22 protein-coding genes are annotated in these 16,621 nt (G+C 59.5%); 21 read left to right on the forward strand and 1 reads right to left on the reverse strand.

The genetic code is table 11. The annotated features are described in order from the left end of the window. Window positions 1–119 precede the first annotated feature (119 nt). Both CS390_RS10725 and CS390_RS10730 read left to right on the forward strand, forming a co-directional pair. Window positions 120–596: a hypothetical protein gene (locus CS390_RS10725; protein ID WP_256587599.1), complete on the forward strand. Its 477-nt coding sequence runs from the start codon at window positions 120–122 to the stop codon at window positions 594–596. Between the two features lie 188 nt (window positions 597–784). Continuing rightward, entirely contained in the window at window positions 785–1,132 is a 348-nt protein-coding gene (locus tag CS390_RS10730; RefSeq protein WP_099774330.1) for a phage holin family protein, read from the forward strand. A 49-nt stretch (window positions 1,133–1,181) separates the two neighbouring features. On the opposite strand, the gene CS390_RS10735 is transcribed toward CS390_RS10730, so the two are convergent. Further along, on the reverse strand, window positions 1,182–1,430 hold the full coding sequence (locus CS390_RS10735) for a hypothetical protein (RefSeq protein WP_099774331.1): 249 nt from the start codon (window positions 1,428–1,430) through the stop codon (window positions 1,182–1,184). Window positions 1,431–1,550: 120 nt separating this feature from the next. Here CS390_RS10735 and CS390_RS10740 point away from each other — a divergent pair, with 120 nt between their 5' ends. The 19 genes from CS390_RS10740 (at window position 1,551) to CS390_RS10830 (ending at window position 16,616) form a co-directional block, all read left to right on the forward strand. Further along, window positions 1,551–1,856: a hypothetical protein gene (locus CS390_RS10740; protein ID WP_099774332.1), complete on the forward strand. Its 306-nt coding sequence runs from the start codon at window positions 1,551–1,553 to the stop codon at window positions 1,854–1,856. Between the two features lie 179 nt (window positions 1,857–2,035). After that, window positions 2,036–2,632: a terminase small subunit gene (locus CS390_RS10745; protein WP_099774333.1), complete on the forward strand. Its 597-nt coding sequence runs from the start codon at window positions 2,036–2,038 to the stop codon at window positions 2,630–2,632. Window positions 2,633–2,636: 4 nt separating this feature from the next. Further along, window positions 2,637–4,661 carry a phage terminase large subunit family protein gene (locus tag CS390_RS10750; RefSeq protein ID WP_099774334.1) on the forward strand — a complete coding sequence of 675 codons (2,025 nt, stop codon included), beginning with the start codon at window positions 2,637–2,639 and terminating at the stop codon, window positions 4,659–4,661. 1 nt (window position 4,662) lies between these two features. Further along, the gene (locus CS390_RS10755; protein ID WP_099774335.1) at window positions 4,663–4,869 is read left to right on the forward strand and encodes a phage head-tail joining protein; all 207 of its coding nucleotides are present in this window, start codon (window positions 4,663–4,665) and stop codon (window positions 4,867–4,869) included. Next, window positions 4,866–6,347: a phage portal protein gene (locus CS390_RS10760; protein ID WP_099774336.1), complete on the forward strand. Its 1,482-nt coding sequence runs from the start codon at window positions 4,866–4,868 to the stop codon at window positions 6,345–6,347. The genes CS390_RS10755 and CS390_RS10760 overlap by 4 nt, the downstream gene beginning before the upstream one ends. After that, a complete protein-coding gene (locus tag CS390_RS10765) occupies window positions 6,344–7,513 on the forward strand; it encodes a head maturation protease, ClpP-related (RefSeq protein WP_099774337.1) in 1,170 nt (389 codons plus the stop codon). The genes CS390_RS10760 and CS390_RS10765 overlap by 4 nt, the downstream gene beginning before the upstream one ends. Continuing rightward, entirely contained in the window at window positions 7,510–7,857 is a 348-nt protein-coding gene (locus CS390_RS10770) for a head decoration protein (RefSeq protein ID WP_099774338.1), read from the forward strand. Before CS390_RS10765 ends, CS390_RS10770 begins: the two co-directional genes overlap by 4 nt. Window positions 7,858–7,919: 62 nt before the next feature. Further along, complete coding sequence (locus tag CS390_RS10775) at window positions 7,920–8,915, forward strand: major capsid protein (RefSeq protein ID WP_099774339.1); 996 nt, start codon at window positions 7,920–7,922, stop codon at window positions 8,913–8,915. Window positions 8,916–8,917: 2 nt separating this feature from the next. Then, on the forward strand, window positions 8,918–9,232 hold the full coding sequence (locus tag CS390_RS10780; protein WP_099774340.1) for a hypothetical protein: 315 nt from the start codon (window positions 8,918–8,920) through the stop codon (window positions 9,230–9,232). Continuing rightward, entirely contained in the window at window positions 9,229–9,897 is a 669-nt protein-coding gene (locus CS390_RS10785) for a hypothetical protein (RefSeq protein WP_099774341.1), read from the forward strand. The genes CS390_RS10780 and CS390_RS10785 overlap by 4 nt, the downstream gene beginning before the upstream one ends. Beyond that, window positions 9,890–10,390 (forward strand): hypothetical protein, encoded by a 501-nt coding sequence (locus CS390_RS10790; protein ID WP_099774342.1) that lies wholly within the window; start codon window positions 9,890–9,892, stop codon window positions 10,388–10,390. The genes CS390_RS10785 and CS390_RS10790 overlap by 8 nt, the downstream gene beginning before the upstream one ends. Then, a complete protein-coding gene (locus CS390_RS10795) occupies window positions 10,387–10,947 on the forward strand; it encodes a phage baseplate assembly protein V (protein ID WP_099774343.1) in 561 nt (186 codons plus the stop codon). Before CS390_RS10790 ends, CS390_RS10795 begins: the two co-directional genes overlap by 4 nt. 48 nt (window positions 10,948–10,995) lie before the next feature. Further along, window positions 10,996–11,232, forward strand: a complete 237-nt coding sequence (locus tag CS390_RS10800) for a hypothetical protein (RefSeq protein WP_099774344.1) — start codon at window positions 10,996–10,998, stop codon at window positions 11,230–11,232. Window positions 11,233–11,236: 4 nt separating this feature from the next. Continuing rightward, window positions 11,237–11,563: a GPW/gp25 family protein gene (locus CS390_RS10805; RefSeq protein WP_099774345.1), complete on the forward strand. Its 327-nt coding sequence runs from the start codon at window positions 11,237–11,239 to the stop codon at window positions 11,561–11,563. Beyond that, on the forward strand, window positions 11,560–12,441 hold the full coding sequence (locus CS390_RS10810; RefSeq protein ID WP_099774346.1) for a baseplate J/gp47 family protein: 882 nt from the start codon (window positions 11,560–11,562) through the stop codon (window positions 12,439–12,441). The genes CS390_RS10805 and CS390_RS10810 overlap by 4 nt, the downstream gene beginning before the upstream one ends. A 2-nt stretch (window positions 12,442–12,443) precedes the next feature. Next, a complete protein-coding gene (locus tag CS390_RS10815; protein ID WP_099774347.1) occupies window positions 12,444–13,055 on the forward strand; it encodes a phage tail protein I in 612 nt (203 codons plus the stop codon). Next, on the forward strand, window positions 13,048–14,937 hold the full coding sequence (locus tag CS390_RS10820; protein WP_099774348.1) for a phage tail protein: 1,890 nt from the start codon (window positions 13,048–13,050) through the stop codon (window positions 14,935–14,937). Before CS390_RS10815 ends, CS390_RS10820 begins: the two co-directional genes overlap by 8 nt. Next, window positions 14,934–15,362: a phage tail assembly chaperone gene (locus CS390_RS10825; protein ID WP_099774349.1), complete on the forward strand. Its 429-nt coding sequence runs from the start codon at window positions 14,934–14,936 to the stop codon at window positions 15,360–15,362. Before CS390_RS10820 ends, CS390_RS10825 begins: the two co-directional genes overlap by 4 nt. Window positions 15,363–15,452: 90 nt before the next feature. Continuing rightward, window positions 15,453–16,616, forward strand: a complete 1,164-nt coding sequence (locus CS390_RS10830; protein ID WP_099774350.1) for a phage tail sheath family protein — start codon at window positions 15,453–15,455, stop codon at window positions 16,614–16,616. The last annotated feature ends 5 nt before the right edge of the window (window positions 16,617–16,621 follow it).

Below are 16,621 nucleotides of genomic sequence, written 5' to 3' on the forward strand. Positions count from 1 at the left end.
CCCAACACACTAAACACAGAGCCTCTGAATCTATTGAAATCATTGGTGTTCGGTTGTGTTGGGTTTGTGTCGGGTAGTGCTGTTTTGTGTTGGGTACAGGTTTTTTGGGGGATTCAGGGATGATTGACGACATCGAGAGCTTGATGCGGCATTGGGGCGAGCAGCACGCCCGGCTCGGCCACGAAGCCAGCCTGGGCAGCCAGATGGGCGCGATCATGGACTGGAAGGGCAGCGCGCCGCGTGGCACGCCAGGTACTCGTCCACTCCTGGGTGGCGGATCGGGGATGGACTACGCAGCCGCAGAGGTTGATGCAGCTGTTGCTGAGTTGGAGCGCCGCGATGAGCGCGGGCAGAAACTGGCGCACCTGGCCCGACTCCGTTACCGCCATAGCGTGACGGTGCGTGAACAGATGCAAGAGATTGGTCTGGCTGAAGGGGCGGACCGCACTTATCGCAATTGGGTTCAGGCGCTACACCAACAGGTCGTGGTGATCCTGATGGCTAGGCAAGGTGTGGTTCGCGGCTATACCGTTCGTCGGAGTGACATGCGTCAGAGTTGCGCCAAAGTTGCGTCAAAGTCGCGTCGAAGCGAATGACCGAAAACTGCCTCTTTTCGGTTTTTCCGGTAGGGGGTAAAACGTCGCCACGATATGCGAATTGCGCTTAGGCGCTCCCCAGGCACTGTGCTGTGCAAACCCGCCCCGAGTTGTCGGAGCATCGAGAACCCTGCCATCTGGCGGGGTTTTCTTTTTTCGGCGCCGTGCATTCGACCTATGAGGCCCTCATGACCAATGAGCAACAAGCGTTAATCGAAATGCCAATCTGGATGGTCGTCGTGCTGTCCCTGGTTGGCGGCGTGTCTGGTGAAATGTGGCGGGCTGACAAGGCTGGTGCAAGGGGCTGGGGTTTGGTGCGACGCATCGCGTTGCGGTCAGGTGCCTGCATTGTCTGCGGCCTGTCGACCATCATGCTCATGTACTCCATGGGCGTGTCGATTTGGGCGGCAGCATCCATTGGTTGCCTGACGGCAATGGCCGGTGCCGATGTCGCCATCGGGCTTTACGAACGCTGGGCCGCCAAGCGCCTGGGCGTTTGCGATGTGCCTCCGCCCAGTCACCCTGGTGCTGAGTAAGACGAGCCATCCGGGCTAGCGGACTGTCTCGATCCTGCTGTCGATTAGGTTAGCAGTCGACCTCCTTGATGGTGGGGTTGAACGTGTCCGCGTAGTAACCGCGCACTTTAATCGCTTGCAGCACGTCGTCTTTGTTTATGCCGGTGGGCAGTTCGTCGAAGTCAGCATCGATGTCGCGAGTTGGTTTCAAACCCACCAGAAAGGCCGGCTCGTTAATCGATAGCTTGTGAATGTCCTGGCCCTTTTCAACGATCAGAAGTTTCTCAAGCGCCTGATCGCGATAGATATCTAACTGCATTGTTAAGTCCTTTTTGATGAGAGTGTCGGGCTGACGCTTCTCAACCGGACTTGTTATCACGATTGATCTTTCTTTCACAGCTCGCCATGTCGGTGAGCCATTCGTTAATGGGGTGTGCCTATGAGTAAGCAGGTTTTCTCTGTTTTTCTTCCTGACCGTCGTTCGCCTATTCGCGTCGAAGCTGAAAAATTCCGTTATTTCGGTTGCGAGCTGGCGCTGGAGAATGGCGATGAAGTGGTTGCGCGCTCTTCTGATCGCGGCTTCGTTGTTCGTGACGACGCGGTCATTGATTTCGACTCGGGGCTTGAAGCTGCCCCGCTCGCTGTTTCTGAGATTAAAAGCCATCCTGCCCCTGTATGGCCGTTTTTGGCAGGTGTCGGTGCGGCATTGGCTGCCCTCTATGGGGTCGCGAGCTGGTTGGTGTGATGAGGTGCCTCGGTCGCTGCTGGCTAGGGCCGGGGAGGCCGGGGACCCTGGGGGATTTTCCAGGGTACGGGGTCGGAAACCCGCGGGAAAGTGTTAGCCGCAGGGGTGCCAGCTTACTGAAATTCAATCCATTGAAATTGAAAGGTTCCCATTGAAAAGCCGTTGAAAAAGGAGGGCTCATGACAGAACCGCTTTACATGTCAAAGAGCACCTTCGCGGCTCGTATCGGAAGGTCGCCAAGTTACATCACCTGGTTGAAGGATAACGATCGGCTGGTGCTGTCGCCCGATGGCAAGAAGGTCGACGTCCTTGCCACCGAGGCCCGTATCCACGAAACCGCTGACCCCAGCAAGGCCGCTGTAGCTGCTCGACACCATCAAGACCGGCTTCAAAGAGACGTTTACAGCCAGCTAAGCCCATCGGCCGAGCCGATTCCCACGGCTGCGCCGGAGCATCTGCCTTCGGCTCAGCTACCTGACTTTCACAAGGCTCGGGCATTGCGTGAGCAAAGTCTTGCCGCGATGAGCGTCATTGAGTTGCGCACTAAGCAGGGGTCATTAGTTGAGCGTGAAGCTGTCGAAACAAGCGCATACAACGCTGGCCGATTGCTGCGCGATCAACTGCTACGGCTGTCGTCTCAGCTGGCATCGGAGCTGGCGTCCATGACCGATCCTTGGGAGATCGAACGGCACCTGACGGCGGAGTTGCGTCGTACGCTTGAAGACGCTGAGCGGCTCTCTACGTCAGATCTCCAAAAAGCAATTTCAGCGAGCTAACTTCATGTCTGCCGAATTCCCTGACGGTGCAGAGGTGTACCGCGAGTCGTTTTTCCGTGGCCTTAAACCGGACCCAGACCTTTGGGTCGACGAATGGGCCGATGAGTACATGCGGATTCCAAAGGATACGGGAGCGCCGGAGCCCGGCCAGTATCGCACTGCGCGCACCCCCTATGCCCGTGAGCCTATGCGTTGCTTGTCTCCGGCCCACCCGTGCCGTCGGGTGGTCACAATGGTGGCCTCGCAGTTGATGAAAACCCAGATCGCCTTGAACTGGATTGGCGCCCTGATCCACATGGCCCCTTCAAACATTCTTGCTCTGCTGCCCAACTTGACCCTGGCCAAACGTGTATCTGGGCGCATCAAAAAAACGATCAAGGCAACACCCGTTTTGAGTGAGCGTGTTGCGTCCATCCGTTCTCGCGATACATCCAACACGATGGACACTAAAGAGTTCGAGGGCGGCTCTTTGTACGTCAACACCGCAGGTTCTGCAGCCAACCTATCCGAGCTTTCTGCACGTTACATTTACGGGGATGAGGTGGATCGCTGGATTAACGATGTAGGCCAAGAGGGTGATCCGGTTGCGCTGGCCGAGACTCGAGCAACAAACTTTGGTCGCAACGCAAAGATTTACTTTTCCAGCTCCCCAACCATCAAGGGCGAGTCACGTATTGCAGCCCTCTTCGAGGCCAGTGATCAACGCTACTACTACGTACCATGTCCCACTTGCGGCTTCATGCAGGTGTTGGAGTGGGAGCGGCTGCTCTATGGGGAAGACTTCAGCAATGTGCATTACCAATGCGCCGGTCCAGAGTGTGATGTTCTCATCGAGGAACATCACAAGAGCACCATGCTCGCTCGTGGCGAATGGCGTGCCCATGGTAAAGAAAACTCTCAGACGGTCGGTTTCCACCTGAACGCACTGTATTCGCCAATCGGGTGGCTGTCTTGGAAGTCGCTGGCAATGGAGTTTGAGGAAGCAAAGAAAGAGCAGAAAAGCGGCGAAATGGGCCTGATGCAGGTGTTCTATAACACTCGTCTCGCAAAAGTGTGGGATAGCGCGCAGGAGCAGACCAAGGCCGAAGTGTTGCGTGACCGTGCCCGCCTGGAGCGCTATACGCTCGGTTCAATGCCGGCTGATGTGCTGATACTGGTAGGTTCGGTAGACGTGCAGGCCAATCGTCTCGAAATGATGGTGATGGGTTTCGGTGTTGGCATGGAGCGTTGGCTTGTTGATTTTCAGGTGATATGGGGTGATCCATCCAAGGAGAGCACCTGGTTATTGTTGGACGAAAAACTCAAGGCACGCTACCGACACCCATGCGGCGTGGGTCTGGCAATCCTCGCGGCTGGCATTGACTCGGGTGGTCACCACACCGATGAGGTCTACCAGTTTTGTCGCCTTCGCCGGTGGCGCAACATCTTTGCTGTGAAAGGTGCCAGCAAGCCAGGTAAGCCAGTGATCGCCCAGCGCCCGTCAATGATGGATGTGACGTGGAAAGGCCAAACCGAACGCAACGGTGTCGAGCTCTGGTTTGTAGGTACAGATACGGCGAAGGACTGGATTTACAACCGCTATCCATTTGAGTCTGGACCTGGTGCGCTTCACTTCCCTAATGATCTGCCAGATGAGTTTTTTGATCAGTGCGTAGCGGAGCATAAGGTCGCTCGAAAGGTTAGAGGCCGAGTGCGCACCGAGTGGGTGAAAGGGCATGGGGTCAGGAACGAAGGCCTAGACCTGATGGTGTATTGCCTTGCCATGGCTCATTACTTGGGCATCAATCGTTATCAGGCACACGACTGGGAGCGGGTGCGTCAGGCCTTGGCCCAGGCGGGCCTCTTTGATGAGCCTGAAGCGAGCAAGCAGGCCAATGCACAACCCTCAGTCACTGCTGAGGCTCAAGTAGATCACCCGGTACCAGCACCGCCGTCACCAGTCCGGCACACGGCCCCTCCAGTTACCCGACCAGCACCGCAACCCTTGCAACGCCGCGCTTCAACCAGCGGCTATCTGAAGAGACGTTGATATGGCCTACACCCAGAAGCACCTCGACGCCGTCGAGGCGGCGATCGCACGCGGTGAAAAAACCGTGCGCTACGCCGATCGTACCGTGGAGTACCGCTCGGTTGACGAGTTGCTCCAGGCCCGCGACGTCATTCGTACCAGCCTGGCCAATGCGGCTGGGCCGCGCTCCCGCGTGGTACGGTTTTATCACGGAGGCAAGGGATTGTGACGACACGTTATCCCACGCTGACCCGCTCCGGGTTCCTCCTGCCTGAGCGGCTCAAGGCCAGTTATGAAGGCGCCGCCGATGGGCGGCGTTCTGCAAGCTGGGATGCGCCCGACCTGGGCGTCAACAGCCTGATCATGCCGGCCTTGCGCAATCTGCGCTCCCGTTCTCGGGCAGCAGTGCGTAATGACCCGTACGCGGCCAACGCGATTGATCGCCGCGTCAGCAACCTGATCGGTACCGGCATCACGCCTCAGCCTCGGCTGAAGGATAAAGAGCTGCGCACGCTGCTGCAGGAGGTTTGGGAGGACTGGGTCGACGAGTCCGATGCCGACCAGTTGACTGACTTCTATGGCCAGCAAGCCCTGGTGGCCCGCACCGTCGAGCAGTCGGGTGAGTGTTTCATTCGTCTGCGGCCACGTCGGCAAGAGGACGGTCTTGCGGTACCGCTGCAACTGCAGTGCCTGGCCCCTGAGTTTGTCCCGCACGACAAGTTCGAGGTGACCAGCAACGGCAACGTTATCCGCGCCGGGATCGAATTCAACGGATTCGGTCAACGGGTGGCCTACTGGGTATATCGCTCGCACCCCAGTGACCTGGCCTCGCTCAACGCGGGGCATAACCTGTTGGTGCGTATCCCGGCCAGCCAGATGCTGCACATCTTTGAGCCCGTCGAGCCCGGCCAGTTGCGTGGCGTGCCCCGACTGGCGCCGGTGCTCAAGCGCTTGCGTAGCCTGGACAACTACGACGACGCAGTGCTGTTCCGCCAAGAGGTGGCCAACCTGTTTGCCGGCTTCATTCGCAAGCCTTCTGCCGATGGCCCGCCGATGTTGGACCCGGTCACGGGGGCTCCGATTAAGACAGGCGCTGATGGGTTCACGCCTATGGTGGCGTTGGAGCCCGGCACCATGCAGGAGCTGCTGCCCGGGGAAGAGGTCGAGTTTTCCTCACCACCAGATGGTGGCAACAACTATCCCGACTTCATGCGGCAGCAACTGATGGCTGCGGCAGCCGGGGCGGGGCTGCCGTATGAGCTGATGACCGGCGATATGCGTGAGGTGAACGACCGGGCTATTCGCGTGGTGCTCAACGAGTTTCGTCGCCGGTTGGAGCAACTGCAATTCAGTGTGTATGTACACCAGTTGTGTCGCCCCGTTCGGGCGGCCTGGCTCGACATGGCTGTGCTATCCGGCGCGTTGCCACTGGATGACTACGCGCAGCGGCGGCGCGAGTACTTGCGCACGCGCTGGGTGCCACAGGGCTGGGCCTATATCCATCCCGTTCAGGACGTGCAGTCGCGGACGATGGAAATCAATGCCGGCTTGGCCTCGCGTAGCGAGATGTGCCTGCGCTCCGGTACCGATGCCGAAATTGTGGACGAAGAAAACGCCGCCGATGCGGCGCGTGCCCATGCCTTGGGCCTGAACTACAGCACCTTGTCGGCCTTCGATGAGGATCCCGACGAGAAGGAGAAACCATGAAACCGCTGATGCCGTTTCGCATTTTCAACAAGGCCAAGACCGCCTTGCCGGTCGAAGATCAACACTGGTACCGGATCAAGGCGGAAACCCAGGCTGAACAAACGACCATCGAGATCTATATCTACGGCGAGATCGGTGGCTGGGGCATCACGGCCAACCAGTTCATTCAGGACCTCAAGGCTTTGGACGACGGAGTCTCTCCCGTGGTCGTCGCGTTCAACACCATCGGTGGCGACTTGTTTGACGGCCTGGCCATCCACAATGCGCTGAGCCGTTTGGGCGAACGCTGCACCGCACGCATTGACGCATTGGCCGCCAGTGCTGGCAGCGTTGCGGCGTGCGGGGCACACCGTATGGTCATGGCCTCCAACGCCATGTTGATGATCCACAACCCCTGGACCTACACGGCAGGCGATGCCGAAGACCTGCGCAAGGTCGCGGATGTGCTCGATCAGACCTTGGAGGCCATCATTGCGGCCTATAAGGCGAAGTCACCTGACATCGACGATGCCGAGCTGCGACGCATGGTCAACGCGGAGACCTGGCTGACGGCGCAGGAAGCGCTGGCCTTGGGGCTGGCCGATGAGATCGGTAACGGTGTCGAGGTCAAAGCCTGCCTTGGACAGGGCGCCGCTATGCAGCGCTACCGACAGACGCCCAAGGCGTTGCTCGACCAGCTCAACGCTGTGGTGCCCGAGCCAGATCCTACAGACCCACCGGCTCAACCCGATCCCGAAGATCCGCCGAGCTCGGACGTAACCAACTCGGCCAAGCTGGCCCTGATGATCACCCAAGCTTGCGCAAAGGCAGGCATCAGCAACCTGGTCGAATCGTTGATTGCCTCGACCAAGTTGGCCGACGAAGCCACGGTTCAGGCCGCAATCACCCAGGCCAAGAGCGTGCGTGACCTGTGTGTCGCGGCGCGATTGCCTGAGCTGGCAGTCGAGTTCGTCAAAGCTGGCTTAGACAAGCAAGCCGTGCAGGCACGGCTGTTCGACAAGTTGGTCAGCAGTGGTAAGGGCTTCGAGATCGACAACAGCCTGCCACCGGCCGATGACGAGCCTGAGAAGGTCAAGGCTCAGCTACCCAATCCCAGTTCGATCTGGTCTGCCCGTCGGCAGGCAACGGCTGGTAAATCCAACTCCAGCAAAGGAGCACGTCCATGAGCAATATCAAACAAGAGCCGGTACACGCCGGGGAGTTCCTGCTTAGCGAAGGCGCCGGGAAGATCTCCCGCGAGGCCATCAACGTCGTAGCGGGGCCTGCAGTGATGGCCGGTCAAGTCCTCGGCATGGTCGCCGCCACGGGGGAGTTTGCGCCATACAACCCGGCTGCTGAGGATGGCAGCGAGAATGCCGCCTGCATCCTTTTTGCCTCGCTGGGTGAGTCCGATGTGACGCGGCGCGGTCGTGCAGTAGTGCGCTTGGCCGAGGTGAGCGAGGTCTTGCTGACAGGCCTGGACCCGGATGCCGAGAAAGCCCTGGCCGCCAACTTCATCATCGTTCGCTGACGCGCTCGAAACCTTTTTCTAGACCCCGCCCTGAGCGGGGTTTCTTCTTTCTGGAGTACCCCATGGCTGATATCGCCATTTTTGAAGACGACGCCTTTGGTGTCGCTGCGTTGACCGCTGCCATCAATGAGCAGGAGTTTGTCCCTGGTCGCCTGGCCAGCCTCGGCTTGTTTGAAGAGGAGGGCGTGACCACCCTGACTGTGCAGATCGAGAAGGACGGTGACAAGCTGGCCTTGGTACCGGCTGGTGAGCGCGGCACCTCTGGCTTGGTGGTTGGTGGCAGCAAGCGCATTTTGCTGCCATTCAACACTATTCACCTGCCCGAGCGCTTTACCATCAAGGCGGATGAGATCCAGGGCATTCGTGCCTTCGGTACCCAGACCGAGCTACAGGCGGTTCAGGATGTGGTCAACAAGCGTCTCGACAAGGCGCGTCGCCAGTTGGATGCCACCCACGAATTTCATCGGATGGGAGCGCTTAACGGCAAAGTGTTCGATGCTGATGGCAAGACGGTGTTGCTGGACATCTATGATCGCTTTGGCGTCCAGCGCCAAACCATGTCGATGGGCCTGAATGATCCTGAGACCAACGTGCAGGTGCAGTGTGTTGAAGCGCTCGACATGCAGGAAGATGCACTGGGCAACGTCACCACGACCTCGTCGCGTGCTTTCTGCGGCAAGACCTTCTGGAAGAAGTTGATCGCGCATAAATCTGTGGTCAGAACCTACGAAGGTAGCCAGCAGGCAGCGGCCCTGCGCGGTGATGCTCGCGAAGCCTTTGAGTTCGGCGGTATCACCTGGGAGCGCTATCGCGGCAAGGTCGCTGGTATTGCGTTCATTGCTGAGGATGAAGCCCGCCTGGTGCCAGAGGGTGTTCCTGAGATGTTCCTCTCGGCCTATGCACCGGCTGACTACATGGAGACAGTCAACACCCAGGGGCTGCCGTACTACAGCAAGCTCGAACCCTTGCCGTTCGGCAAGGGTGTTGCCGGCGAGGCTCAGTCCAACCCGTTGCACATCTGCACCCGGCCTCGCGCAGTTATTCGCCTGACGCTCTGATCATGGGCTTTCGCGACCTGATCGACAGTATCGATGGCGCAGTATTTGAAGCGCTTGGCGATACCGCTTACATCGAGGGGCGTGAGGTGCTGGGCATATTCTCGGCACCTTGGCTGCAACCGAAGTTTGGCGGCATCAACACGGCCTTGCGTGAGCCGCACCTGGTGATTCGTGTTTCAGACTCGGCCGGTGTCCAGGTGCGGCAGCAGGTCCGCGTCGAGTTGCCTGCCCATGATGGCGGTGGCGAATACACTTTGACCCGCCTTGAGCCTGGTGGTGATGGACTGGTCACCTTGATTCTGAGGATCAACCCATGAGCGTTGGCAGCTATTACAAGCAGTCAGCCAGCCAGGGCATGATCACCCTGCAGGCTAATCCGGAACACCTCAAGACGTTTCAGGACTTCTCAGTTCTGGTACCCAAGGCGATTGCTGCGGCCCAGCGGCGAGCGATCAACAAGACCCTGCGCTGGCTGCGTACGCACATTGCGCGGGCCGTCAGCCAGAAGGAACGAATTGCGGTCACCGCTGTGCGGCAGCGTTTGCGTGCGTACCCAGTGAGCGGCAAGGGTCAGGGCAAGCTGTGGTTCGGGATCAACCCCATCGAGGCCAGTCGCACCGGCCGGCCCAGGCAGTCTCGGGCTGGCGTGTCTGTGGCGGGGCGCCGCTATAAGGGGGCGTTCTACAAGAAGGTATACGGCGGTCAGGCTGACATCTGGATCCGTACGGCCAGCAAACACTTTAGGGCCAGCGACTACCCCGACAGCGATGTGTCGATGGTGGACGGGGTCAGCACTGGCTGGATCTCTGAAGGCGGCAATGACAGTCGATTCCCTCTGGCCAAGGCCAAGGTCTCGCTTGAAGACGTTCGCCCCCAGTTTGAGTCTTGGACCAATCGTGCTCACCACCGGCTGCTCGAGGTCATGCAGCAAGAGCTGAACTATGAGCTTCAGAAGTACCTGGGGGGTATAAAACGTGTCTGATGAGCCGTTTAGCTTGGATGTCCTGTATGACGCCATTGAACAGCATATTCGCGATGCCATCGCGGGGCTGGCCTATGTGGGGACCATGCCGGACATGCTTGAGCGCGTAGCCCTTCCGGCAGTGGTGTTGGAGCTTACCGAGCTGGAGCCCGGAGAGGATCAGGGCACTGGCGAAGTGGCCCTGATCGCTCGGTTTGAGGCCCGTGTGATTGTGGGGTCTGAGCTCGAACAGTGTCATCAGAAAGCCGCATTCGCTGCGTCCCAGCTTGCGGTGCTGCTGCGCATGCAGACGTGGGGCTTGGCTGTTGGGCATGCCGAGTTTGTGCGTGCAGCACAGGACTGGACGCGCCCCGAGCTTGATGGCTATGCCGTCTGGGTTGTTGAGTGGACTCAGCCGATCTGGCTTGGTACGGAGGAATGGCCTTGGCCGGATGAATTCGGGGGTTACCTGAAATTCACCGACTACCCGGACGATCAGGAGGGGGCCGCATGAGTTCAGCCGTTGCCGAGCATGACCGCATGATCGCATGCCTGATCATTCCGTGCCGCGTAGTCGATGTTGATTTGCTTGAGGCGATGGTGCGGGTTTCTGACGGTGCTGGCTGGACCAGTGCCTGGGTGCGTTGGCACAGCCAGGCCGCTGGCAAAGCCCGTCATTGGCGAGTGCCAAGCATGGGTGAGCAGGGCATTTTGAAATGTCCCAGCGGCGACCCCGCGCAGGGTACTTTCGTTCCAGGGCTTTACGGTAACGCCGGTGCCCCGCCGGACAACCGCGACCACGTCGAGGTGTGGCGCTTCGATGATGGCGGTTCGCTGGTCTACGACTGGAAAGCCAAGAGTTACACCATCAGTGTGCCCAGCGGCACCGTGGCCATCAAGGTCGGTGGCAGTAGTGCGGTCGTTACGGATAACGCGATTGATGCTGCAGCCGCCAACATCACGTTGACTGGTGCCGTACATATCAACGGCCCGTTACGGGTAACGGGCGACATCAACGGCGACGGAAAGATCATCGACGCCGGTGGCAACACCGCAAACCATAAGCACTAGATCAACCCAAGCCCGCCAAGTGCGGGCTTTTTCTTACCTGGAGAAATCATGGCAAAACCAGATGAAGACTCAACACCGGCTGAGCGGCTGCCTACTCCGGCGGGCGTATCGAAGCCAGGCAGTACCGGCCTGTTCCGTGACACTGCCTACACCTCCCGCGTGTTGATCCTGCCGGATGGTCGCCAGTTGGCGGTCGCCCGTGGCCGGGTATCGGTGCCGCCTGACGACATCGTCGCCCTGGAATACCTCGGCAAACACCCGGACATGAAGCCGCTGCAGGAGTAATCCCATGATCGGAGTGGACCGACGCACAGGCCAACCGCTGTCTGGCATCGAGCATCTGCGGCAGTCCATCGAAGACATTCTCAGCACACCCATCGGCAGTCGGCGCATGCGCCCAGAGTACGGCAGCAAGCTACGGCGCTTTGTTGACCTGCCGGTAAACGACGGTTGGAAGAGCGCGGTTCAGGCTGAGGTGGCGCGTGCGCTGGGTCGCTGGGAGCCGCGCCTGAAGCTGGAGCGCGTTCGGGTGATTGCCGTAGTGGGCGGCAAGATCACGTTCCAGCTGAATGGGCAGTACCTGGGCGACAGTGCAATTTTGGAGGTGACGGCATGAGTACCGTGGATTTGTCGGCGCTGCCCGCGCCCCCGGTGCTGGAAGACCTCAACTTTGAAGAGGTCTATCAGGAAGACCTTTCGACCTTTCGGTTGCACATGGCTGATAACTGGAGCGCGGGAGTGGAAAGCGACCCAGTGACCAAGCTACTGGAAGTCGGTGCCTACCGGAAGCTGGGTAACCGGGCACGGGTCAACGATGCCGCCAAGGCGCTCATGCTGGCTCATGCCAAGCGAGGCGACCTTGATCAGCTGGCCGCTAACGTTGACCTCGAGCGGCTGGTGGTACAGGCCGAGGATCTGACGGCCGTTCCGCCCGTTGCTGAAGTCCTGGAGGAAGACGACGCCCTGCGCGAACGGATACAGCTGGTGTACGAAGGCCTGACCACGGCAGGGCCACGCAACAGCTACATCCTGCACGCGCGCAATGCCTCGGGCCTGGTGGCTGACGCTTCGGCTGAGAGCCCTTCACCGGCGACGGTTGTGGTTACGGTGCTTGGCTTGCTCGGTGACGGTGTGGCCGACGACGAGCTGCTGGACGTGGTGCGCGACGGCCTGAGTGACGAAGACGTAAGGCCGCTGGGTGATCGGGTGATTGTGCAGTCTGCCGAGATCCTGCCGTATCGCATTGATGCCGTGGTTTACATGGCCGGTACTGGTTCGGAGAACGAGGCCATTCTTGCCGAGTGCGAGAAGCGCCTGAAGGCGTGGATCAATCCACGGCGCCGGCTCGGCGTCGAAGTGTCGCGCTCGGCCATCGATGCGCAATTGCATATCAATGGCGTGGTAAGGGTGGAACTGACGGGCTGGGCGGATATAAAGCCCACCAAAGCCCAAGCGGCCTGGTGTACTGGCCTTGACGTTGTGCGGGGGCGGTAGACATGAAAAGCCTTCTTCCGCCCAACAGCACATCACTGGAGCGGGCGATTGAAGCCGCTGCCTATGAAAGCCCCGAGATACCCCTACGGACGCTGTACAACCCGGACACCTGCCCAGCGCATTTGCTGCATCAGCTTGCATGGGCCTGGTCGGTCGACCGCTGGGACGAAACATGGTCGGAAGCGGTCAAGCGCTCCGTCTGCCGCTCGGCGTTCTTTGTGCATTCCCGAAAGGGCACCATCGGCGCGATTCGCCGCGTGGTCGAGCCCTTGGGCTATCTGCTCAAGGTCACCGAGTGGTGGCAGACCGAACCCATGGACGAGCCCGGCACCTTCGCCCTGGAGGTGGGCGTGCTCGATACCGGCATCAGCGAGGAAATGTACGCCGAGCTGACCGCGCTGATCGATGACGCCAAGCCGGTCAGTCGGCACATGAAGGGGCTGAACATCAGCCTCGAAACGCCCGTGAACAGCTATGTCGGTATTGCGGTGTATGACGGCGATCAGATCGACGTGTACCCGTGGGAAAACCCCGATATCGACGTGCAGGTGCAGGGCTTCCAAGGCGTGAATGACTACACCCTCGACGAACAGGATGTATACCTGAATGGTTAATCAAAACTCGATCTTCGGCGGCATGCTGACTACGGTCGGCGCCGCCAAGAAAACCAACTGCGATGCCCTCGGGGTGCCGTGGCAGCCGAGCCATATGTTGATCGGCGATGCCAATGGCGCTGATCCGGTACCGAACCCGGGGCAGACCAAGCTGATCAATCAGGTCTACCGCGCACCGCTGAACCAGCTGTATGTGTCGCCGACTGACCCGAACGTGCTGGTGGCCGAGCTGGTGCTGCCGCCCAATGTCGGTGGCTGGTGGATTCGTGAGCTGGCCCTGGAGGACGTCGATGGTGTTTTCTCGGCGGTGGCCAATTGCGCACCGAGCTACAAGCCGCTGCTGCTGCAAGGCTCCGGTCGTAACCAAGTTGTGCGGATGCACATCGTTACCAGCGGCACGGCCAACATTCAGCTCAAGATCGATCCGAGCGTCGTGTTGGCAACGCGTGAGTACGTTGATACCGCGATCATCGCTGCCCTGAACAAACAGGACTTCAAGAATTCGGTGCTGGTAGCGACCACCGAGGCCATCACGCTCAATGGTCTGCAGTCCGTTGACGGCATTCCGGTACCGGTCGGCGCTCGGGTGCTGGTCAAGAACCAGCTTGTAGGCAAGGACAATGGCTTCTATGTAGCAGCGGCCGGTGCATGGGTTCGTTCGGTTGATGCCGACGCCAGTGTAGAGGTAACGCCCGGCCTGTTCGTTCACGTCGAGCAGGGCGCGACCAACGGCGACAGTGTCTGGCAATTGACCTCCGACGCACCGATTACCCTGGGCACTACCGCGCTGACATTTGAGCAGGTGGTGGGGCGTACCGGTGTCGCAGCGGGCACCTACACCAAGGTGACCATCGACAAGAATGGCCGTGTAGTTGCCGGGACGAACCCGACAACATTGGCGGGGCTTGGTATTACTGATGCGTACACCAAGCCCGAGGTGGATTCGATAGTCGCCCAGTCCTCGGCGCTGCCGGTAGGTTCGGTGCTGGCGTTTACGAAGGCCGCCGTGCCGCCAGGGTTCCTTGAGCTTGATGGCAGCGTGCAAAGCAGTGCTGCTTATCCTGATCTGGCCGCTTACCTCGGTACGACGTTCAACCAGGGCAACGAGCCTGTCGGTTACTTCCGGTTGCCGGATTCGCGTGGCGAGTTCCTACGGGGCTGGGATCATGGTCGAGGAGTCGATGCGGGTCGGGCTTTGAGCAGCCTGCAGCTTGATGCTGCGCAGAAAATAACTGGCAAGCTCGGCCGCGTCGTTTCTACTGCTAGTGAAACAGATACGAGTGGACCGTTTACGCCAGGCGACGTGCTAAACGGCATTACCTCTGGCTCTGTAGCCTTGCGATACGTGAACTTTGACAACTCGCTAGTTGCTCGAACTGCAGCTGAAACTCGTCCTCGTAACTTGGCAGTCATGTGGTGCATCAAGGCCTGGAATGCGCCGGTCAATCAGGGGAACATCGACGTGGCGGCCCTGGCACCCTTAGCGGCCAAGGCAACTGAGATCAACTTGGGCGTATCGAAGATTGGTTCCCAGGCACAGGTTGATGCCGGCGAAGTAGACGACGTGATCGTTACACCCAAAAAATTGCGCTGGGGGTTCAATGCGATTTGGGGGGTTAATGGTGGGATTGCGTTCCCGTCGTGGCTCGGTGGATGGATTGTGAACTGGGGGCTTCAGGCCTCAGCACTGTCAGGGACTATCAGCTATCCCATTGCGTACACGACCAGAGCATATGGGATTCAGGGTCAGTACACCCACGCTACCCCGAGCAATGTCAATTACAACATCACATTCAAGGATCTCGCGCTCTCTGGCTTGTCCTCTGTTCCATTCGTATCGGGGATCGCTAACCAATTTCAATGGTGGGGGTTTGGTAAATGAGCAGGTTTTATAGCCCCTCTACGGGGTCGATCTACTTTGCTGCCGTACACGCTTTGATGCCTGATGACGTAATACCGATCGACGCTGAGACCATTGATAAGGTGATTGCAAATCCCCCTATGGGGAAGATGCGTGCGCACCGGCAAGACGGCACCCCCTACCTTGTCGATCTTGTTCTGACCCCTGAAGAAGTTGCCGCGCTGGAGCGCGCATGGCGAGACAGTGTGCTGGCCCAGGCGGTCTGGTTGAGAGATCGCCACCGCGATCAACTGGAAATCGGCGGTAGCACCACGCTGACAGCTGAGCAGTTCCAGGAGCTGCTGGTTTACATGCAATCTCTACGGGATTGGCCGCAATCGCCTGACTTCCCATTGACCGAACACCGGCCAGTGGCGCCGCCCTGGATCGCCGAGCAACACCAATAACGCCCCGCACTGTCGGGGCGTTTTCGTTTCTGGCTTCACCCTTTCAAAAGCCCCGCACGCCGGGGCTTCTTCATGTCTGGAGATTGTTCTATGAGCTTCTTTCACGGCGTTACCGTAACGAACGTCGATACGGGGTCGCGCACGATCTCGCTGCCGTCGTCCTCGATCATCGGTCTGGTCGACACCTTCACCGAGGCTCCGGCCTTCAGCGCCAAGGTTAATGACCTGATGCTGATCACCAGCGAGCGTGAAGCCATCGCGGCGTTTGGCCCCGACTCGGCCATCACCAAGGCCTGTCAGGCCATCTACCTGCGCGCCAAGGCCGTGATCGTCGCCTGTGGCGTGGCCAAGTTGGAAGACCCCGCGCAGCAAACCTCGGCGATCATCGGCGGTGTCAAACTCGACGGTACCCGTACCGGCCTGCAGGCGCTGCTCGACGGCAAAAGCCGTTTCAACGCGCAACCGCGCTTGCTGGTTACCCCCAAACACAGTTCGACCCTTGCGGTCGGTACCGCGCTGGTGGCGCTGGCTGACAAGCTGCGCGGCCTGGCCATCCTCGACGGGCCGAACACCACCGATGAGGCGGTGATGGAATACGCCGAGAACTTCGGCGCGAAGCGTGCCTACCTGGTCGACCCCGGTGTGCAGTATTGGGATACCACGGAAAGCGCAACGGTCAACGCTCCGGGCTCGGCCTGGGTGGCGGGCCTGTTCGCCTGGAGCGATAACGAATATGGCTTCTGGGCCTCGCCGTCGAACAAGGAGTTCGTCGGTATCACCGGCACCACGCGTCCGGTCGAGTTTCTGGACGGCGACGAAACCTGCCGTGCCAACCTGCTCAACAACGCGAATATCACCACCATCATTCGTGATGACGGCTTCCGCCTGTGGGGCAACCGTACCCTGTCCAGCGATCCGAAATGGGCGTTCGTTACCCGTGTGCGGACGATGGACATCGTCATGGACGCGATCCTCTACGGCCACAAGTGGGCAGTCGACCGCTCGATCACCGCGACCTACGTCAAGGACGTGACCGACGGCCTGCAGGCGTTCATGCGCGACCTGAAGAACCAAGGCGCAATCATCAACTTCGAGGTCTTCGCGGACACCGAGTTGAACACCGCCAGTCAGCTGGAGCAGGGCAAGGTGTTCTGGACCATCCGTTTCACCGATGTGCCGCCTGCCGAAAACCCAACCTTCCGGGTCGAGGTCACCAATCAATGGCTGACCGAAGTCCTCGATGCCGCCGCTTAAGGAGC

Source organism: Pseudomonas sp. HLS-6 (assembly GCF_002753995.1).
GTDB lineage: Bacteria > Pseudomonadota > Gammaproteobacteria > Pseudomonadales > Pseudomonadaceae > Aquipseudomonas > Aquipseudomonas defluvii.

Coding starts and splice junctions, on each gene's coding strand:
- CS390_RS10725 (WP_256587599.1), top strand. CDS start 120: ATGATTGACGACATCGAGAGCTTGATGCGGCATTGGGGCGAGCAGCAC.
- CS390_RS10730 (WP_099774330.1), top strand. CDS start 785: ATGACCAATGAGCAACAAGCGTTAATCGAAATGCCAATCTGGATGGTC.
- CS390_RS10735 (WP_099774331.1), bottom strand. CDS start 1,430: ATGCAGTTAGATATCTATCGCGATCAGGCGCTTGAGAAACTTCTGATC.
- CS390_RS10740 (WP_099774332.1), top strand. CDS start 1,551: ATGAGTAAGCAGGTTTTCTCTGTTTTTCTTCCTGACCGTCGTTCGCCT.
- CS390_RS10745 (WP_099774333.1), top strand. CDS start 2,036: ATGACAGAACCGCTTTACATGTCAAAGAGCACCTTCGCGGCTCGTATC.
- CS390_RS10750 (WP_099774334.1), top strand. CDS start 2,637: ATGTCTGCCGAATTCCCTGACGGTGCAGAGGTGTACCGCGAGTCGTTT.
- CS390_RS10755 (WP_099774335.1), top strand. CDS start 4,663: ATGGCCTACACCCAGAAGCACCTCGACGCCGTCGAGGCGGCGATCGCA.
- CS390_RS10765 (WP_099774337.1), top strand. CDS start 6,344: ATGAAACCGCTGATGCCGTTTCGCATTTTCAACAAGGCCAAGACCGCC.
- CS390_RS10770 (WP_099774338.1), top strand. CDS start 7,510: ATGAGCAATATCAAACAAGAGCCGGTACACGCCGGGGAGTTCCTGCTT.
- CS390_RS10775 (WP_099774339.1), top strand. CDS start 7,920: ATGGCTGATATCGCCATTTTTGAAGACGACGCCTTTGGTGTCGCTGCG.
- CS390_RS10780 (WP_099774340.1), top strand. CDS start 8,918: ATGGGCTTTCGCGACCTGATCGACAGTATCGATGGCGCAGTATTTGAA.
- CS390_RS10785 (WP_099774341.1), top strand. CDS start 9,229: ATGAGCGTTGGCAGCTATTACAAGCAGTCAGCCAGCCAGGGCATGATC.
- CS390_RS10795 (WP_099774343.1), top strand. CDS start 10,387: ATGAGTTCAGCCGTTGCCGAGCATGACCGCATGATCGCATGCCTGATC.
- CS390_RS10800 (WP_099774344.1), top strand. CDS start 10,996: ATGGCAAAACCAGATGAAGACTCAACACCGGCTGAGCGGCTGCCTACT.
- CS390_RS10805 (WP_099774345.1), top strand. CDS start 11,237: ATGATCGGAGTGGACCGACGCACAGGCCAACCGCTGTCTGGCATCGAG.
- CS390_RS10810 (WP_099774346.1), top strand. CDS start 11,560: ATGAGTACCGTGGATTTGTCGGCGCTGCCCGCGCCCCCGGTGCTGGAA.
- CS390_RS10815 (WP_099774347.1), top strand. CDS start 12,444: ATGAAAAGCCTTCTTCCGCCCAACAGCACATCACTGGAGCGGGCGATT.
- CS390_RS10820 (WP_099774348.1), top strand. CDS start 13,048: ATGGTTAATCAAAACTCGATCTTCGGCGGCATGCTGACTACGGTCGGC.
- CS390_RS10825 (WP_099774349.1), top strand. CDS start 14,934: ATGAGCAGGTTTTATAGCCCCTCTACGGGGTCGATCTACTTTGCTGCC.
- CS390_RS10830 (WP_099774350.1), top strand. CDS start 15,453: ATGAGCTTCTTTCACGGCGTTACCGTAACGAACGTCGATACGGGGTCG.